The 17,634-nt window shown below is 64.1% G+C and carries 23 protein-coding genes; 19 read left to right on the top strand and 4 right to left on the bottom strand.

The genetic code is table 11. From position 1 onward, the window contains the following. Positions 1-86 precede the first annotated feature (86 nt). The 11 genes from AB7C87_RS11320 (at position 87) to AB7C87_RS11270 (ending at position 9,280) form a co-directional block, all read left to right on the top strand. Positions 87-524 (top strand): hypothetical protein, encoded by a 438-nt coding sequence (locus AB7C87_RS11320; protein ID WP_369729571.1) that lies wholly within the window; start codon positions 87-89, stop codon positions 522-524. Between the two features lie 471 nt (positions 525-995). After that, positions 996-2,129 (top strand): histidinol-phosphate transaminase, encoded by a 1,134-nt coding sequence (gene hisC, locus AB7C87_RS11315; RefSeq protein ID WP_369729570.1) that lies wholly within the window; start codon positions 996-998, stop codon positions 2,127-2,129. After that, the gene (locus AB7C87_RS11310) at positions 2,126-2,659 is read left to right on the top strand and encodes an adenylate kinase family protein (protein ID WP_369729569.1); all 534 of its coding nucleotides are present in this window, start codon (positions 2,126-2,128) and stop codon (positions 2,657-2,659) included. The genes hisC and AB7C87_RS11310 overlap by 4 nt, the downstream gene beginning before the upstream one ends. Beyond that, entirely contained in the window at positions 2,656-3,267 is a 612-nt protein-coding gene (locus AB7C87_RS11305) for a CDP-alcohol phosphatidyltransferase family protein (RefSeq protein WP_369729568.1), read from the top strand. The genes AB7C87_RS11310 and AB7C87_RS11305 overlap by 4 nt, the downstream gene beginning before the upstream one ends. 52 nt (positions 3,268-3,319) lie before the next feature. Next, positions 3,320-3,865, top strand: coding sequence for a multiprotein bridging factor aMBF1 (locus AB7C87_RS11300; protein ID WP_369729567.1), 546 nt, complete (start codon positions 3,320-3,322; stop codon positions 3,863-3,865). A 396-nt stretch (positions 3,866-4,261) separates the two neighbouring features. Continuing rightward, positions 4,262-5,344 carry a (S)-8-amino-7-oxononanoate synthase BioU gene (gene bioU, locus AB7C87_RS11295; protein ID WP_369729566.1) on the top strand — a complete coding sequence of 361 codons (1,083 nt, stop codon included), beginning with the start codon at positions 4,262-4,264 and terminating at the stop codon, positions 5,342-5,344. A gap of 2 nt (positions 5,345-5,346) precedes the next feature. Then, positions 5,347-6,573, top strand: a complete 1,227-nt coding sequence (locus AB7C87_RS11290) for an aminotransferase class I/II-fold pyridoxal phosphate-dependent enzyme (RefSeq protein WP_369729565.1) — start codon at positions 5,347-5,349, stop codon at positions 6,571-6,573. A gap of 87 nt (positions 6,574-6,660) precedes the next feature. Next, positions 6,661-7,344, top strand: a complete 684-nt coding sequence (bioD, locus tag AB7C87_RS11285) for a dethiobiotin synthase (protein ID WP_369729564.1) — start codon at positions 6,661-6,663, stop codon at positions 7,342-7,344. A 152-nt stretch (positions 7,345-7,496) separates the two neighbouring features. Continuing rightward, positions 7,497-8,144, top strand: coding sequence for a triose-phosphate isomerase (gene tpiA / locus AB7C87_RS11280; protein ID WP_369729563.1), 648 nt, complete (start codon positions 7,497-7,499; stop codon positions 8,142-8,144). A 51-nt stretch (positions 8,145-8,195) separates the two neighbouring features. Beyond that, on the top strand, positions 8,196-8,624 hold the full coding sequence (locus tag AB7C87_RS11275) for a DUF8159 domain-containing protein (protein ID WP_369729562.1): 429 nt from the start codon (positions 8,196-8,198) through the stop codon (positions 8,622-8,624). 44 nt (positions 8,625-8,668) lie between these two features. Continuing rightward, complete coding sequence (locus AB7C87_RS11270) at positions 8,669-9,280, top strand: toll/interleukin-1 receptor domain-containing protein (protein WP_369729561.1); 612 nt, start codon at positions 8,669-8,671, stop codon at positions 9,278-9,280. On the opposite strand, the gene AB7C87_RS11265 is transcribed toward AB7C87_RS11270, so the two are convergent. Continuing rightward, positions 9,274-9,942 (bottom strand): J domain-containing protein, encoded by a 669-nt coding sequence (locus AB7C87_RS11265; RefSeq protein ID WP_369729560.1) that lies wholly within the window; start codon positions 9,940-9,942, stop codon positions 9,274-9,276. The genes AB7C87_RS11270 and AB7C87_RS11265 overlap by 7 nt on opposite strands. Before the next feature lie 302 nt (positions 9,943-10,244). On the opposite strand from AB7C87_RS11265, the gene AB7C87_RS11260 reads away from it, so the two are divergent. From AB7C87_RS11260 to AB7C87_RS11245, 4 genes are all read left to right on the top strand, one after another. Then, on the top strand, positions 10,245-10,667 hold the full coding sequence (locus tag AB7C87_RS11260) for a DUF3054 domain-containing protein (RefSeq protein ID WP_369729559.1): 423 nt from the start codon (positions 10,245-10,247) through the stop codon (positions 10,665-10,667). Between the two features lie 361 nt (positions 10,668-11,028). Beyond that, positions 11,029-11,244 carry a DUF8015 family protein gene (locus tag AB7C87_RS11255; protein ID WP_369729558.1) on the top strand — a complete coding sequence of 72 codons (216 nt, stop codon included), beginning with the start codon at positions 11,029-11,031 and terminating at the stop codon, positions 11,242-11,244. Positions 11,245-11,307: 63 nt separating this feature from the next. After that, positions 11,308-12,318, top strand: a complete 1,011-nt coding sequence (locus tag AB7C87_RS11250; protein WP_369729557.1) for an ornithine cyclodeaminase family protein — start codon at positions 11,308-11,310, stop codon at positions 12,316-12,318. A 163-nt stretch (positions 12,319-12,481) separates the two neighbouring features. Beyond that, positions 12,482-13,483, top strand: a complete 1,002-nt coding sequence (locus tag AB7C87_RS11245; protein ID WP_369729556.1) for a DHH family phosphoesterase — start codon at positions 12,482-12,484, stop codon at positions 13,481-13,483. Between the two features lie 58 nt (positions 13,484-13,541). On the opposite strand, the gene AB7C87_RS11240 is transcribed toward AB7C87_RS11245, so the two are convergent. Further along, positions 13,542-14,003 carry an Hsp20/alpha crystallin family protein gene (locus tag AB7C87_RS11240; protein ID WP_369729555.1) on the bottom strand — a complete coding sequence of 154 codons (462 nt, stop codon included), beginning with the start codon at positions 14,001-14,003 and terminating at the stop codon, positions 13,542-13,544. Positions 14,004-14,305: 302 nt separating this feature from the next. On the opposite strand from AB7C87_RS11240, the gene AB7C87_RS11235 reads away from it, so the two are divergent. Then, positions 14,306-14,983, top strand: coding sequence for a type 1 glutamine amidotransferase domain-containing protein (locus AB7C87_RS11235; RefSeq protein ID WP_369729554.1), 678 nt, complete (start codon positions 14,306-14,308; stop codon positions 14,981-14,983). A 41-nt stretch (positions 14,984-15,024) separates the two neighbouring features. Here AB7C87_RS11235 and AB7C87_RS11230 read toward each other — a convergent pair whose 3' ends face one another. Next, the gene (locus AB7C87_RS11230; RefSeq protein WP_369729553.1) at positions 15,025-15,249 is read right to left on the bottom strand and encodes a hypothetical protein; all 225 of its coding nucleotides are present in this window, start codon (positions 15,247-15,249) and stop codon (positions 15,025-15,027) included. Positions 15,250-15,383: 134 nt separating this feature from the next. Between AB7C87_RS11230 and AB7C87_RS11225 the strand changes: the two genes are divergently transcribed. Beyond that, the gene (locus tag AB7C87_RS11225; protein WP_369729552.1) at positions 15,384-15,593 is read left to right on the top strand and encodes a DUF1918 domain-containing protein; all 210 of its coding nucleotides are present in this window, start codon (positions 15,384-15,386) and stop codon (positions 15,591-15,593) included. Between the two features lie 105 nt (positions 15,594-15,698). Further along, a complete protein-coding gene (locus AB7C87_RS11220; RefSeq protein WP_369729551.1) occupies positions 15,699-16,154 on the top strand; it encodes an RNA-binding protein in 456 nt (151 codons plus the stop codon). A gap of 19 nt (positions 16,155-16,173) precedes the next feature. On the opposite strand, the gene AB7C87_RS11215 is transcribed toward AB7C87_RS11220, so the two are convergent. Beyond that, the gene (locus AB7C87_RS11215) at positions 16,174-16,326 is read right to left on the bottom strand and encodes a hypothetical protein (protein WP_369729550.1); all 153 of its coding nucleotides are present in this window, start codon (positions 16,324-16,326) and stop codon (positions 16,174-16,176) included. Between the two features lie 156 nt (positions 16,327-16,482). On the opposite strand from AB7C87_RS11215, the gene AB7C87_RS11210 reads away from it, so the two are divergent. Then, the gene (locus AB7C87_RS11210; protein WP_369729549.1) at positions 16,483-17,634 is read left to right on the top strand and encodes an SPFH domain-containing protein; all 1,152 of its coding nucleotides are present in this window, start codon (positions 16,483-16,485) and stop codon (positions 17,632-17,634) included.

Below are 17,634 nucleotides of genomic sequence, written 5' to 3'. Positions count from 1 at the left end.
CGATCCATATATCTGATGATGCCTCTCTCAATATATTTCAACCCCATAATAGAAAGTATGATATTTGGCTATTACTGAATACCATTATGGAAAAGAACCTCTCCCGCAGAACTATTCTTTCGATCTTCCCGGTACTAGCGGGTGTTTTCTCCGGATGTACCTATTTTCAGGATAGACAGCATACAATCGGATTCACTGCAATAAATCATACCGACGAATCTTTTACAGCATATCTAGAGATCCACAAGGATGATGAACTACTTGTTCAACAATCTTTGGATCTTCCTAGTGAAAGTCCCGATCCTGACGGAGTCAATTCATCTACGACGACACATATTTCGCTGGATAGTACAATCAGAACTGCAGAGCTTACCGCAGAACTAAGCATTGATGAAAACCGTTCGGAAACCGTCGAGTTCCCGGCAAATTGTGACCATGGCGACGAAGTTGGATTCAGAATCCACGAAAGCCATATTGATTCAGATGTCACTTGTACAGGTGATGAGTTTCCATACGATAATTAAATGAGACTGTTCACGTTACCTCACTGTTATAACACAATTCGATATACATGAATGAAGTCTCCTGCACATTTCTTGAATGTTATTCGGAATAATTAACAGAGATATGCTGTGAAGACTGCAGATATTGGTTCGATAGTTATTAAAGACACTGCGAGCGGCTCGAGAGTCACGTCCGGCGCTTCGAAACTTCAACGAAATAAGGGCATGGCAATCGGAAAGCGACGTACTGGAAGATGCACGCTGTACGTTGCCGTCGTTCACTACTGGATCTCACTCAGACCGTGGGCGGTGACGTTGGACTTCTACTGGGAGCAGGGGACGATCGAAAGACGGGTCACGACCGGTCAGGAATTGACTGGTAGCAGTCCGTACGAGAGTACCCGGAACAAATTCGGGACCGACGACCTCGAGAAACCCCCGTTGCGTGGACAGGTAAGCACCCTTAAGAGCCACGGCGAACAGGATTCGGGTATGCAACCGCGCGACCTGTCCGATCACGTCGCATACGAGGCGGGTCGGGGCATCGAGGAAGTCGCCCGCGAACTCGACCGGGATCCCTCGGAGTTCGTCAAACTCGCCTCGAACGAGAACCCCCACGGCCCGTCGCCGGCCGCGACCGTGGCGATCCGTGAGCACGTCTCGGGGATGAGTTCCTACCCCAAAGCCGCCCACGCCGACCTCGTGGAAGCGATCGCTGACCGCTGGAACGTCGCCGGCGAGCAGGTCTGGCTCGCAAACGGCGGCGACGGTGCGATCGATTACCTCCACCGGGCGACGCTCGAGCCCGACGACGCCGTCCTCGTTCCCACACCGGGCTTTGCCTACTACGGCATGAGTTCGCGCTTTCACCACGGCGAGGTCGCCGAGTACCCGATCGAGCGCACAGACGGGTTCGAGCAGACAGCCGAGACGGTGCTCGAGGCCTACGACGGCGAACGAGTCGTCTGGCTCACGAGCCCGCACAACCCCTCGGGGTCGACGATCCCGCTTTCGGAGATCGAACGCCTCGCCGCGGAGACCGACGAGGAGACGCTGATCGTCGTCGACGAGGCCTACGGCGAGTTCGCCGAAACCGAGAGCGCGGTGGCGCTCATCGAGGGCCGTGCGGGCTACGATGCCCGCGACGACGTCGCCGTCCTCCGGACGTTCTCGAAGGCTTACGGCCTGGCGGGCGTTCGACTGGGATACGCCGTCGTTCCCGAGGAGTGGGGCGAGGCGTACACCCGCGTGAACACACCGTTCGCCGCGAGCGAACTCGCCTGCCGCGCCGGATTGGCCGCGATGGACGACACCGAACACGTCGAACGGACCGTCGAGACGGCTCGAGAGTCGCGAAACGCGATGGGCGAGGGAATCGAGGCCCACGTCTGGCCGAGCGAGGGGAACTTCGTCCTCGTCGAGGTCGGCGACGCCGCCGCGGTCGCCGAGGAACTCCAGGAGCGGGGCGTCATCGTTCGTGATTGCACCAGTTTCGGCCTCCCCGGCTGTATCAGGATCACCTGCGGAACCGACGAGGAGACCGAGCGAGCGATCGAAGCGACGAACGCGGTTCTCGCCGACCTCGAGGTCACACCCGGCGCCCAAGCGGAGGTGCCCGATACGTGAGGGTCGCCGTCACCGGGACGCCCGGAACCGGGAAGACGACCGCGACGACGATACTCGGGGAACGCCTCGAGACGGGGCCCGAACCGAATCTCGAGGTCGTCCACCTGAACGACGTTCTCGAGCGCGAGGGGCTGTACACGGCGGTCGACGCCGAACGCGAGAGCAAGGTCGCCGACCTCGAGGCGCTGTCGGCGTGGCTCGAGGACAGAGACGATGTCGTCATCGACTCTCACCTCGCCCACCTCGTCGACGCCGAGCGCGTCGCCGTCCTCCGGTGTCGCCCCGACGACCTCGAGCGCCGACTCCGCGAGCGCGGCGAGAGCGAGGCGAAAGCGACCGAGAACGCCGAGAGCGAGGCGCTGGACGTAATCCTCGCGGAGGCGGTCGAGGAACACGGCCTCGAGTCGGTTTACGAAATCGATACGACCGACAGCGCCCCGGAAGCGGTCGCCGACGACCTCGAGGCGGTTATCGCGGGCGAGCGAGAGCCGAGCGCCGGCGACGTCGACTTCGTGGGGTATCTGGCGTGACGCTCGATCAGCTTCGACCGTACGTCTCGCGGTTTCTCGACCCCTTCGTGAAGGGGTTCGATCGGGTCGGCATGACGCCCGACGGGGTGAGCGTGCTGGCGTTTTTCATGGCCGTGCTGGCGGCCGTCGCATTCTTGCTCGGCGGGCGGGCCGACCCGATCTGGTACGTCGGGGCGGCGGTGTTGGTCTTTCTGAACGGCTGGCTCGATATCGTCGACGGCGCGCTCGCGCGCGAACAGGAGGTCGCTTCGGCTGGGGGCGACCTCCTCGATCACGTTCTCGATCGGTACGCCGACATCGTCGTCATCGGCGGTCTCGCGGCGGGGATCGGCGACTACCTGCTTGGCTTTCTCGCCGTCACCGGCGTCGTCATGACCTCCTATCTCGGGACGCAGGCCCAGGCCGTCGGCCTCGACCGAGTCTACGGCGGACTCGTCGGTCGCGCGGACCGACTGGCGATCATCGGCGTCGTCGGCTTTCTCGCCTACCCGTTTTCGGGAACGTACGGCGAACTCTCCCTGATCGGCTGGCTGCTCGTCTTCCTGGCCGCCGTGGGGCACCTGACCGCCCTCCAGCGATTCTTCTACTCCTGGCGCGCACTCGAGTGAGCGGTTCGGTCTCGCCGCATGGTTTATCACTCGGCGCGATATAGGTTCGCACATGGTTCAGTGCGAGATGTGTGGCGCCGAGACGTCGTCTCCGAAGACCATCAAAGTCGAGGGCGCGAAGCTCGACGTGTGTTCGAACTGCACCGACTTCGGCACCGAGGTCAAACAGCCCTCGAGCTCGAGCGGATCCACGAAGTACTCGACTGGATCGAGTTCCTCCGGTGGCTCGAGTACCTCGAGTTCGAGCGCGTCCTCGAGTTCGTCGACGAGTTCCAGCTCCGGTGGCTCCCGCCGAACCGACATGTTCGACGACATGGACCAGCTCGTCGCCGACTACGACGACCAGGTGCGAAACGCCCGCGAGGGGAAGGGACTCAGCCAGTCCGATCTCGCCAACGAACTCAACGAGAAGGCGAGTCTCATCCGCAAGATCGAACGCGGCGATACGCTACCAAGCGACCGCGTCCAGTCGAAACTCGAGCGGTTCCTCGACGTCGACCTGAGCGCGGACGGTGGATCGAGCGACGACTCCGAGTGGTCGGGCGGCTCGTCCTCCGGCAGTTACACGCTCGGCGACGTCGTCAAGCGAAAGGACTGATACGGACTGCCGTACCGACGTACCGATCCGGCCACAAGACGGGTCGCGGCCGCGCCGGAACTGACGGTCGGGGAACTGTTTGACGCCAGCCGGTCGACCGCGATCGCTTTTTTGTTCACCGCCTTCAGAGCTCTGTCTACACGACTGTCGAGATCAGTCACAGGAGTTTCGTCGAAGCACGCTGATCGTCTTGTTCGCCCGTCGTAGTACCGATCCTCGAAAATGAGATGTTCACTAGCAATAGCAAAAACTAACACTTCGTAAACTAGATTAAAACCTGTGGTTTACGAGGTGACCAATCGAACGATCGTCGCGACCGGGCAACGGACCTGGCCGATCAGTCGCCGTCCGTGGGTCGGCCGACGAACCCGGTCGAGCGGCCACAACCGGATACATATGGACGACATTCACGTTGCAGTTCTCGGCACCGGAGGAATCGGGAGACGAACGCTCGAGGTCAGCCAGCACAAAGCGGGAATCGTCCCCGTCGCCGCCTGTGATCGCCACGGAATCGCGGTCGATCACGGCGGTCTGGACGTCGACGAACTGCTCGAGGCGACCGAGGGAAACGTTGCGAGCGAACGTACGGGCGACCGCGAGCGCGGCTCCGCTGAGAGCGGGGCCGCGATCGAGGCGGGAGAGCGTGCGGGCGTCAAACAGACCGGAGAGAACGCCGGTGTCGTTGCGTCCGAGCAGGGCGAACCGACCGAAACAGCGATCGACGACGTCATTGCCGAATCCGACGCGATCGACGCCGTCGTGATCGCACTCCCGAACCTCGAGCACGGCTTCGTTCCGGCGGTAGCCGACCGCTTCGTCGACGCTGACTACTCGGGCGTGCTCGTCGACGTGCTCAAACGCTCGCGAGTGATCGGACTGCTCGACGAGCGCGAGGAGCGCTTCGAGGATGCCGGAATCACCTTCGTCTGTGGCGCCGGGGCGACGCCGGGCTTTTTGACCGGGGCCGCGGCGCTGGCCGCCCAGTCGTTCGTCGAGGTAGAAGCGGTCGAAATCCGGTGGGGTGTCGGCCTCAAATCCGGCTACGAGGACAACCGTGGAACCGTCCGCGAGGACATCGCCCATCTCGACGGCTACGACATCGACGCCGCCCGCGACATGAGCGACGCAGAGATCGAAACGCTCCTCGAGGAGCGCGACGGGACCCTCGAGTTCGACGACATGGATCACGCAGACGACGTCCTCTTGGAGCGGGCCGGAATCTGCGACGCGGCGGACGTCACCGTCGGCGGGATTCTCGACGTCCGCTCGGACGAGAAGCCGACGACGACGACCGTCTCCGTGACCGGCCGCACGTTCGACGGCGAGCGCGGTACCAACACCTTCCAACTGGACGACGCGACGAGCATGGCCGCGAACGTAAACGGCCCCGCGCTCGGCTACCTGAAAGCCGGCGTCGACCGGAACCGAAACGACGACTACGGTGTCGTCGGTGCCGCCGAGTTGATGCCGGGCTTTTGAGCATGTCCGGGCACGGTTTCGATCTCGGAACGCGTCTCGAGGACCGCCGGTCCCGGGAACTGTACCGCGAGCTTCGACCCGCCGACCGCGTCGGCGAGTACGCACGATTCGCACCGGATCCGGGCGCTCGAGTCCCCACACTGGAAGAATCCGGAACGCTGGTGTTCGCCTCGAACGACTACCTCGGGCTGGCGGGCGACGGACGGCTCGTCGACGCGGCCCGAGAGGCCGCCGCGTCCGTCGGCGTCGGCGCTGGCGCGAGCCGACTCGTCACCGGCGATACGGTCACACATCGAAGTCTCGAGCGCACCCTCGCCGACGCGAAGGGAACCGAGCGTGCGCTGACGTTCTCGTCGGGGTACGCCGCAAACGTGGGGACGATCACGGCGCTCTCGCCCGACGTCGTCTTCTCCGATGCGCTCAATCACGCGAGCGTCGTCGACGGCTGTCGTCTCTCCGACGCCGAAATCGTCGTCTACGATCACCGCGACGTCGACGATCTCGCCGCGACGTTGTGCAAGCGCCGCGAACGCGAGGCAACGAGTGCGGAGAGCGACGAGGAATCGTGGCTGATCGTCACCGACTCGGTGTTCAGCATGGACGGCACCGTCGCCCCGCTCGAGGCGCTCTGTGAACTCGCCGGGCGCTACGGCGCCTGGGTGATGGTCGACGAGGCCCACGCCACCGGGCTCTACGACGACGGGGGTGGCATCGTCCAGCGCGAGGGGCTCGAGGATCGGGTTCACGTCCAACTCGGGACGCTCTCGAAGGCGCTGGGAAGCCAGGGCGGGTACGTCGCCGGCTCGGCCGAACTGGTCGAACACCTCGTTAACGCCGCCCGCTCGTTCGTCTTTTCGACCGGGCTCGCCCCGCCCGCGGCGGCCGCGGCCGAGGAGGCAGTACGGATCACCCGCGATTCGACGCGCCGTGACCGCCTCCACGAGAACGCGGCGCGTCTCCGTGCGGGGTTGACCGATCTCGGATACGAACTCGGCGGATCGACCCAGATCCTCCCGGTGATGATCGGCGACCGCGAACGCGCCCTCGAGTTGGCAGAACGCGTCCGGTCTGGTGGGATCGTCGCTCCCGCGATCCGCCCCCCGACCGTTCCCGAGGGGACGAGCCGAATCCGGATCGCGCCGAGTGCCGGTCACGACAGAGACGACGTCGACGCCTGTCTGGCGGCCTTCGCGGAGGCCGGACGCGATCTCGGGGTGATCTACCCGTGAAGAATCCCCCGGACATCCGGCCGCGGTGGCTCCCGTCGGAGGCTCGGTTTCGGCGTCCGACGGCATATCGAACGGAGGCGAACTGACGTGAGTGAACGGCCGTCCGCCACCGACGACGGCCTGTTCGTCGCCGGAACCGGAACGGGCGTCGGAAAGACCGTCGTGACCGCCGGAATCATCGGCTGGCTCCGCGAAGCGGGGATCGACGCGCGGGCGATCAAACCGGTTCAGACGGGGCTCCCGGACGACGACGCGGGTGTCGTCGCGGACGTCTGTGGCGATACGGAGTCGGCGATCTGCCTGGACCGACTCGAGCCGGCGCTTGCCCCACGCGTCGCCGCACAACGAACGGGGCGAGACCTCGAGTACGAGACGATCCTCGGGGACTGTCGGGCCGTGGCGGCCGACGCGGAGTTCGCGGCTGTAGAGGGAATCGGCGGCCTCCGGGTTCCGCTTGCCGGCGAGCGGGAGGTGATCGATCTCGCCGCGGATCTCGGCGTCCCGGCCCTCGTCGTCGCCCGCTCGGGACTGGGGACGCTCAACCATACCGCGCTGAGCGTCGACGCGCTCCGGGATCGCGGCCTGTCGGTCCGTGGCGTCGTCCTCAACGAGTACGAGGGCGCGACGGTTGCCGAGCGAACGAACCCCGAGGAACTCGAGCGAATGCTCGACGTTCCGGTGGTGACCTTGCCGCGGCTTTCGGGCCCGAACGCCGCGCCCGAGGCGATTCGTGAGACCGTCGCGAAATCGATCCTTTCGATCGATCAGTGACCGGCCCTGGCGGTCGGACCGCGTTGCGTGGTGGTCGGATCGCGTTGTGCCCTCGTGGATGACCAGTGAGGATGCCGGTTGCAACCGGACGAACGCTGACACCCTGTCGATGACTCGCAAGCTATTTCTTCGACGGGGATCGGATACCCAATATGTTCATCCTCGTCAACCTGAAGACGTATCCGTGTGATCCGGTCGCCGTCGCCCAAGCGGTCCGCGACGTCGACGAGTCTACCGACGACGCCCGCGTCGCCGTTTCCCCCCAGGCCACAGATATCGCGCGCGTCGCTGAGACGGGCGCCGAGACGTGGGCCCAGCACGTCGATCCCGTCGACTACGGGAGCAACACCGGTCACACGCTCGCCGAGACTGTCGCCGACGCCGGCGCCGTCGGGACGCTGATCAACCACTCCGAACGCCGCCTGAAACTCGCCGACGTCGACGGCGCCGTCGAGGCCGCCGACCGGGCGGGCCTCGAGACGGTCGTCTGTGCGAACAACCCCGCCCAAATTGGTGGCGCGGCCGCGCTTGGACCGGACGCAGTTGCCGTCGAACCGCCGGAACTCATCGGGACCGGAACGCCGGTCAGTCAGGCCGACCCGGAGGTCGTCGAGGGTGCCGTCGCCGCCGCGGCCAACGTGGATTCCGACGTTTCGGTCCTCTGTGGTGCCGGCATCAGCACCGGGGACGACGTCGTCGCCGCGGGCGACCTCGGCTCGGAGGGCGTGTTACTCGCAAGCGGCGTCGCGAAAGCGGACGATCCGGCGGCCGCACTCTCGGATCTCGTCGCCCCGCTCTAACTCGCGCGAACCGCCACTGCGTTTTTCGTTCTCCCGGTCGAACCCCGTCGTATGACCGGAGACCGATCCATCGCCGTTACCCTCGAGAATCGGCTCATGAGCCACGGGATCTACGTTCTCGAGGCTGACTGGAACGACCCCGATTCGGAGACCGAACGCGGCGACGGACGGTCCATCGACACCGACCCCGGTCCCCGTGACGGCCACGAACTCCGCCTCGAGTACGAGGTCGTCACAGACGTTCCGCAGGTGACGAGCGACGAGGTCGGAACGGTCGTCCGGACGGTGCTCGAAATCGCGGACGAACGGGGGTGGTCGCCGGGGCGACTCGAAATCACCTCCCGCAGGACTGACGGTTCGTTCCGGGGCCGGTGGCACGTCGAACGCGAGTGGTTCGACGGCCTCCACGCGGAATACTCGGAGGGTGAGTTTTCCCGGCGGGTCCTCGAGACGGTGACGACGGGTTCGATCGACGAGTAGATACATTAATTAAACTCGGGGTAATATACGTTGCAACTAATACGATGACCGGAGAACAGGTATACGTCTCGCACGCGCCCCCGGATCTCGAGTTCGTCCAGAAGCTGTTCTCGACGGTCAAGAACCTCCCGTTCGGGGTTCACATCGCACTCGAGGAGGTAGACTCGAATAGCACGCGGGATCGCCTCCAGAGTCGAATCGCCGACAGCGACATCCTCGTCGCAGTGTTGACCGAACGATCGACCGACTCCCGATGGGTCAACCAGGAGATCGGCTACGCGCGGGCCGAAGGTATCCCGATCTTTCCGGTGTACGCCGCCGATCGTCACCGAGGGGGATTCATCGCCGACGTCGAGGGAGCGCCGATCGAACGGGACGATCCCTCGCGGACGATCTTCGAGTTACTCACCGGGCTCAGACGACACCTCGAGCCGCTCGGTCCGCTCTCCGTGCCCAACTGGTTCATGCGGTTTCCCTGTACGACCGACGGCTGTCCCGAGCAGGTCGTCCTCGAGATCGATGCGCCACAGTCGAAACTCTGGAAACGACACCGCCACGGCCAGCCGCTCGCGGCGACCTGTGAAGGGTGCGGTGGTACCTACTACTTCAACCCGGCGACGCTCGGCTTCATCCGTCGCGATCCTCCCGCTCAGTGATCGTCGGCCGACAGCCGATCGTAGGCGTCCGAGACGAGTCGAAACGCCGACCTGCTTCCAGTCGACCGATCCGGGTGAGCGCGTTTGACCTGCCGACGGTAGGCCCGACGGATCGTCTCGGCGCTCGCGTCCGCGTCGACGCCGAGGACGTCTCGTGCTCTGGTCGCCCGCATCTCGACGCTCGAGACGACACCCCGCCGTTCGGCGTCGCGCTTGCACGACCGACAGAGCCGTTCGACTCGCCCGTCGACGGTCGTCACCCGAAACGGTTCGATGAGGATCCGGTCGTGACAGTGGGTACATCGGGATATCGACGACCGATCTCCTTCGGGTCCCGGTCCGCAATCTTCCGTCGGTCTCCCGTCTCGAGCGTCGTCGGGAACCTCCTTCGAACACGACGGACAGCAGGCGACGACCGTCCCGTCTTCTAGGGCGTACTCCTTGAGTTCGGTCTCCGGAACGACGTGGCTACAGCCGTCACAGGTGTTTCGTGGCTGATCCAGCGACGATGCCTTCTGTGCGACGTGACGGGCGTGGGGCACACACTGAGAGCAACAGGCGACGGCGTCACCGTTTGGCATTCGGACCTCGACGAGCGCTTCGGGCGACTCCCTCCGATCACAGCCGTCGCACTCGGCGTACCCCTCGCCAGCCACGGTCATCGTACGGACTTTGCGTCGGGCGTACATCAGTACTTTCGCCGATTTCGGTGCCGAGAGTCGGTTCGTAAGGGACACCTACTGCGACTACCGGAATCGGCGAACGAAATCGGCTGGCTGAACGGGCCCGATAACGAAGTGTCCAGTGAGCGAACCGAGCGGTGCGAGGGTTCACCTCGCACGGACGCCCCGTCCGTTGGACGACACTCGGCGACGCTCAGTCGCCGGGGGTTCCCTCTCCTGTCGGTTCTCGCGTCGGCGACCGAACCGGGAAACCGATATGTCGAGCGTACAAACGACACCGTATGACTACAGTAGCCGGGAGAAACGCCGGTGGTCGTTCCCTCGACCGTCGAACGGTCGCACTCGCCGCGGTCGACGTCGGCTTACTGGCCGCGCTGGTGACTGCGGGTGGGCTCACCCACGGGCTCGATCCGGCCGGTGAGCCACTCGCCGCCCTCGAGACGATCGTCCCGTTCGTGGCCGGTTGGCTGATCGTCGCGGCGATCGCCGGGCTGTACACGACCGACCACTTGGCAGTTGTTCCGACGGTTCGAACGGTGACGGTCACCTGGCTCGGCGGTGCGAACGTCGGCTTTCTCCTCCGGGCGTCGCCGTACTTCGACGGCGGTATCGCGTGGCCGTTCCCGCTCGTCATGACGGGACTCGGACTGATCGTTCTCGTCGGCTGGCGCGTCGGTGCCGTCGCGTTGCACTCCGGCGATTGAACGCGAGGTGACGACAGCGTCGACCCCGCCGCGTGCCGAGGTTTCGCGGACGGATATCAGACGACCAATCACATTTCGAGAACGAACCGACGTCGATCGGGCGCCTATCTCCTGCTCCAGTGTAAACGTCTGATTCGAATGTAGCCGAATCCGGCACAGTCCCGACGCTTCCGTCGGTTTCGCAGTCTTGCTCTCGAGTCAGTTCTCGGCGTTTTCCTCGCCGCTCGAGTGATCGAAATTCTGATGACTTCACAATAACTTATGAGAATCCAACCACTGAGATACAAATTACGAACGAATCCAGTACTGGCTAATTATGGGAAACACTTATATGCGTATTTGCCATAGTATAGGATAGATTATGACTGGATACTACGACATTGTTCTTGGCCTCATCCCAGTCGCACTGCTCGGTATCACCGCTGCCCTCTTCTTGGTCGGACTTTCGTTAACGGCAGCGGTACCGATCGGTGCATTCGTCGCGATGGGGATCATCGGTCACGCAATGTTCGTAAACACCCCCGCGGACGGCTCGGACGAAGCCCAGTCGTCCCGTCCTCCACTCAACGCGGACTGACTCTCCCTCCGATCTCTTCGTCTCCCCGATTTCTTTATCCGCTCTCGCGTTGCCGTCTCGAACGTGACTCGAACACTCTTTCTCACCAGCGAAGCGCTCGAGGAGCTCGCGACACCCGCCGAGTACGTCGACGCCGTTCGCGACGGATACCGCCAGCGAGCCGACGGCGCGCCCGCCAAACCGCGTTCTGCGCTCTTTCGGTCGGATCCGGCGGGGATGTTCACCAGCTACGCCGCCATCCTCCCCGAGACCGGGGCGATGGGCGGATACATGTACAGCGCCGGCTTCGGAGCCGGCGACGCGTGGTTTGTGACGCCGCTTTTCGACGCCGACAGCGGCGAGCCCCTCGCGTTGCTCGACGGCGCGAGCATGAACCCGTTCAAGACCGGCGCGGCGGGCGCCGTCGCCGTGGACGCACTCGCCCGCGACGACGCCGAGACGCTCGCAGTGATCGGTAGCGGCCCCCAGGCCAGGGGACAGCTCCACGCGACCGCCACCGTCAGGGAGTTCGCCGACGTCCGCGTCTACTCCACAACGCGCGGAAACCGCGAATCGTTCGCCGACGAGTTCGACGACCACCTCGAGGCGACGGTTCGTGCGGTCGCTTCGAGCGAGACGGCCGTCGAGGGCGCGGACGTCGTCATCACGGCGACGACGGCGAGCGAGCCGGTGTTCGACGGTGACTCTCTCGAACCGGGGACCCACGTGACGGCGATGGGCCAGTACTCGCCCGACGAACGCGAACTCGATACGACGACGATCGAGCGCGCGACGTACGTGCCCGACCTCAGCGAACGAGCGACCCACGACGCCGGCTCGTTCCTCGCGGCGCTCGAGGCGGGCGTCGTGACCGAAGACGATATCCACGCCGAACTCGGTGACGTCGTCGCCGGCGTGGCGCCGGGTCGGACGAGCGACGACGAGATTACGGTGTTCGACAGCGGCGGAACCGGCATCGAAACCGTCGCCGCGGCTCACATGCTGTACGAGAAAGCCCGCGCGGACGGCCGCGGGACGGAGATCGAGTTCGCACCGGCGAGCGATGCGCTCACGGGATTGATTCCGGACGAGTAGCGGCTTCGGCGCGTCCGTCGGTCGCAATCGATCGGGTGGTTCGCTCGAGGCGACCACCGGTTTCCGGTATCGAGAGCATATTCGCCGATCAACGCCGCGTTTCGACAGCAGATCGACCGTTAGCCACCGGAGGTTCAAACGGCCGCTTCCCGTAGATTCGCGTATGTCCCGCGCGGCGGAACTCGCGTCCGTCCTCGAGACGGTCGAGTCGCTTGCGATCGTCTGTCACGACAACCCCGATCCCGACTGTCTCGCGAGCGCGCTCGCACTGGAGGCGATCGCGGAGGATATCGGCGTCGGCGACGTGGCGATCGTCTACGGCGGCGAGATCTCTCACCAACAGAATCGGGCCTTCGTCAACATGCTCGACATCTCCCTTCGTTCGGTCGGTGAGGTCGACGTCGACGGCTACGACTGTATCGCGTTCGTCGATCACGCGATCCCCGGCGCGAACTCCGAACTGTCGGCCGACGTCGAACCCGACATCGTCGTCGACCACCATCCGGGCGAGTCGGTCGGCGCATCCGTCGAGGACGTCAGGACGAGATACGGTGCGACCGCGACGATCTTCGTGGAGTACCTGCTGGAACTCGACGTCGAGTTGACGACCCGACTCGCCTCCGCCTTGCTTTTTGCCCTCCACCGGGAACGCCTCGATTTCGTCCGCGAACCGACGAGACGGGAGTACGAAGCGGCGCTTTCGGTCTACCCTACCGCGGATCTCGAGGCGCTCGAACAGCTCTACGGGAGCGCGTTCTCGCCGGGGACGATCGACGCGATCGGTCGCGCGATCGCCACCCGCGAACGCCGGGGCTCCTCGCTCGTGGCGAGCGTGGGGACGACCTCCGAAACTGACGCCCTCCCCCAGGCGGCGGACTTCCTGCTCAACCTCGAGGGCGTCGACACCGTGCTGGTCTACGGCATCGTCGGTCGGACGATTCGGATCAGTGCGCGATCGATCGATCCCCGGATCCACATCGGCGAAACACTCGAAGAGGGATTCGGCGAGTTCGGCGCCCTCGGCGGCCACCACGACATGGCGGGCGGGCGGATCGGTCTCGGTCTCTTCGGTGACGACGTCGGCGACGAGGAACAACTGCTCGAGTTCGTCGGCGGCCGACTTACCCGGAGGTTTTTCGACGCGTTGAACCTCGACGACCGGTGAGACCGCCCGTGACGACGAGTGACTTCCCATCGGCTTCCCGGTGGTCCCCCGGAAACGCTCACTCGATATCGATCGTGTGTCCGTTTCCGTCTGGCTCGAGTTTGGGCAGGGAGATGGTGAGGACGCCGTTGTTGAGAGTGGCGTCGACGTCGTCCGCGTCGACGGGTTCCGGGAGTCGCACTTGGCGACTGAACGATCGCATCTCCCGCTCGCGACGGATGTACGTCTCCTCGTCCTCACGATCTGCCTCCTGTGTTCGTTCGCCCCTGATCCTGAGCGTCCCATCGACGAGGCTGATCTCGAGGTCGTCGGTCTCGTAACCGGGGACGTCAACGGTGACGACGAACGCCTCGCCCTCCTCGGTCAGATCGAGACTGGTCGTCGATCCCCGCATCGAGAGGTCGAGGCGGCTTCGGTCGTCGACTTCCGTCTCCCACGATCGAGCCGCCGTCTCGAGTTGACGAGCGAGTCGGTCGAACAGTTCTCCGAGTTCGTCGAACGGGCCCGAACGTCCTGACATGCTATCACCGACCAGTCGTTCGTCACGGACGGCGAAAAAGCAATCTCAGCGCAGTCTGACGGTCGGCGAATCGAACAGGAACAGTCTTCGAGTTCACGCGGATTTCACCACGACGGGGGTCGCGTGGCCGTCGCCACAGACGGCCGTGTGTGGCCACGAACGGACGGGAACCGTGGTTGGGAAGCCGCGACGCTGATCGTCACGAATGGTTCGGCTGTTTATCCAGCGAAAAATACGTGCCGGTGCCGGCGAAATCGTGGACGGGGCGGGGAGTTTTATCCGCGGTCGGTGTACCCTCGCGTATGACGCAGGCACTGTTCGTCGTCAGCGAAGAAGGATACTGGGGAGAGGAGTGCGTCGAACCGCTCGAGACGCTCTCGACGGCAGGAGTCGAGATCACGGTCGCGACGCCGTCGGGGAATCCACCGGTGATCGACGAGCGATCGGTCGATCCAGAACAGGTTGGCGAAGAGACCGCTGAACACGTCCGCGAGGTCCACGAGAGCGACGAGCGGTTGAACGATCCGATCCCGCTCGCTCGAGCGGACGCCGAGGCCTACGACGCCGTCGTCTTCCCCGGCGGCCACGGCACCGAGTGGGACGTCAACCAGGACCGCGACGCGCGCCACGTTCTGCGGGAGACGATCGAAGGCGACGGGAAAGCGCTGGTCGTCTGTCACGCCGTCGGCATCCTCGCGTTCGCCCGCGACAGCCACGGCGCGTTTCTCGTCAACGGTCGCGACGTCACCGGCTTCCCCAACGAGTGGGAAGAAGACATCGTCGACGAGAACGACTGCATGCCGGACGGCCGGAAACTCCCCTACTGGGTCGAAGACGAAGTACAGGCCGCCGGAGGAAACTGGGATGCGGAACTCGAGCGCGACGCGAGTGTCACCGTCGACGGCGACCTCGTCACCGCCCGCGGTCCCGGCTCCTCGAGTGCCGCCGCGGAGACGCTACTCGAGGAACTCGACCGCTGACCCCCTCGCTGATCGCCCCACAGCGGAAAGAACGCCGACGATCAGGCTCCCGAGACCGAGCGGCGGCCGGCCCACTTCGCCTCGAGGAAGTGGAGAACGAGATAGAGGACGAGAAACAGTCCCAGGAAGATCGGTCCGACGCCGTAGCCGATGACGAGCGTCAACACTGCCCACCACACCGGTCCGTCGGTGTCGCGGTCGACCGCATCGACGTAGACGGCGTACGCGCCGACGATCGGGAGGACCATAAACAGGATTCCGAACATGTTGCATAATTGACTACACAGGCAGTTAATCGTTTCGAACGGTCGTCAACACAAACCACGGGACAACGGACGACACTCCCCAAGCGGAGGTCTGCAATCAGTTCCTTTTTACGCGGCGGCGCGGAATCTCGAGTATGAGCTTCGAGGAAGACGACCGCGTCGTCTTAGAGGACGAGCACAGCGAGTTCGACGGCGAAACCGGCACCGTTACCCAGACGATGGAGTCGATGTTCGGCGACGTCACCTACACCATCAGCTTCGAGGACGGACAGGAAGCCGGCGTCCCCGAGGACGCCCTCGAGGCGGCAGACGAAGAAGACGTCGATGCGGACGCCGACGAGTAACGACCACAGACCGTTCGGGCCGATCTCGAGACGCCGAGGCGGTCCCCAAACGCCGCCGGAACCGACCCGAGACGGACGACGGATACACCGTTCGATCCCCCGCAGATGCCACAGATTCCGCTTCACTACGTCGATTTGCGAACGTTTTGCTACGCCACTGAGGACGAAAAGCGCGTCGAGGAGGCGCTTCGGACCTTCCTGCCGGACCGCGACGGCGAGGACGAACCGTTTCCGATCGAACGGGTCGAAAGCGAAGGCCACTACGGCGACCGCATCCTCGTCCTCTCGACTCGCGTCGAAAACGCCGACGACGTTCGGTACGTCCTCTCGAGACTCGCCGACCTGAAGGACTTCGAGACGTTGACCGACGAGCTCGACGAGCGAGTCACCGAAAATACGGAGTTGTTCCTCCGACTCGACAAACAGGCCGCTTTCGGGGGCGACGTCCGCCTCGGCGAGGGGATCACGTTCCGCGGAAAGGTCGAAGCCTACCCGGCGAAAAAGGAGCAGGCGCTCGAGAACGCCGAGGAGGTCCTAACGCGGCTTCGAGACGAGGAGTGACCGTCGACCGTCAACCGCGTCACTCGGTCCGTCGTTTTACCGTCGTTCCACGGGCGGTAAGCGGCGCGTACGCGAGCACCGCAAGCGAGAGACCGCCGACGAGGACGGCCAGCTCCTCGCCGAAGGAGGTCGCGACGAGCCCGAGCACCGCCAGCACCAGTCCGACGATCACGTACTGGATCGGACGGAGACGCCAGTAACTCCGAATCGGCTTCGGACCCTCTTGTCATAGAGACTATGCTATCGTGTGCGGAGAAAAACCTCCCGTCTCCGCCGTTCGAGCGACCAGCGCCCAAGAGTTATTCGTCCTGGCACCGTATCACACATAATGGACCACACCGCACCCATTCCCCTGCAACTCGACATCGGCGATCCGATACTGATCGTCGCGGCGCTGGCGCTCGTGCTCGTCGTCGCCACTGTCTGGTCGATGATCGAGATCGTCGACGCCTACGACAGGGGCGCACTCACCGTCTTCGGGGAGTACCGCAAACTACTCGAGCCGGGGCTGAACGTGGTCCCGCCGTTCGTCTCACGGGTCTACACGTTCGACATGCGGACCCAGACGATCGACGTGCCGAGCCAGGAGGCGATCACGCGGGACAACTCGCCTGTCACCGCCGACGCCGTCGTCTACATCCGGGTGATGGATGCGAAACGGGCGTTCCTCGAGGTCGAGGATTACCAACGGGCGGTGTCGAACCTCGCACAAACGACGCTTCGCGCCGTCCTCGGCGATATGGAACTCGACGACACTCTCAGCCGGCGGGAGATGATCAACGAGCGGATCCGCGCCGAACTGGACGAGCCCACCGACGAGTGGGGTATCCGCGTCGAGTCGGTCGAGGTCCGCGAGGTGACGCCCTCGCGGGACGTCAAGGGAGCGATGGAAAAACAGACCTCCGCCGAACGCCGTCGCCGGGCGATGATCTTAGAGGCCCAGGGTGAACGCCGGAGTGCCGTCGAACGCGCGGAGGGTGAAAAGCAATCGAACATCATCCGCGCCCAGGGTGAGAAACAAAGCGAGATTTTAGAGTCCCAGGGTGATGCGATTTCGACCGTCCTGCGCGCCCGGTCGGCCGAATCGATGGGCGAGCGCGCGGTCATCGACAAAGGAATGGACGCCTTAGAGGAGATCGGCCAGAGCGAGTCGACGACGTTCGTCCTCCCACAGGAACTCACCTCGATGGTCGGCCGGTACGGTAAACACCTCTCGGGGAGTGACGTCGAGACGGACGGCACCGACCTCGAGAGCCTCGAGTTCGACGAGGAAACGCGCGAACTGATCGGGTTAGACGACATCGCCGAGATCATCGGCGAGATCGAAGAGACCGAGATGGACGTCGAAGCGATGGAACAGGAGGCCCAGGCGATCAAGGAAGGCGAGGACATGCCGTCGGAGACCGGCGACGTCGTCGACGTCGCGGAGACCAGACAGGAAGGACAAGAGGATACGGACGCCCGCGGAGAGTCCGATTGA

Source organism: Natrarchaeobius versutus (genome assembly GCF_041205745.1).
Taxonomy (GTDB): Archaea; Halobacteriota; Halobacteria; order Halobacteriales; family Natrialbaceae; genus Natrarchaeobius; species Natrarchaeobius versutus.
The sequence above is the reverse complement of the archived record's forward strand: the minus strand, read 5'-3'. Positions and strand labels throughout refer to the sequence as shown.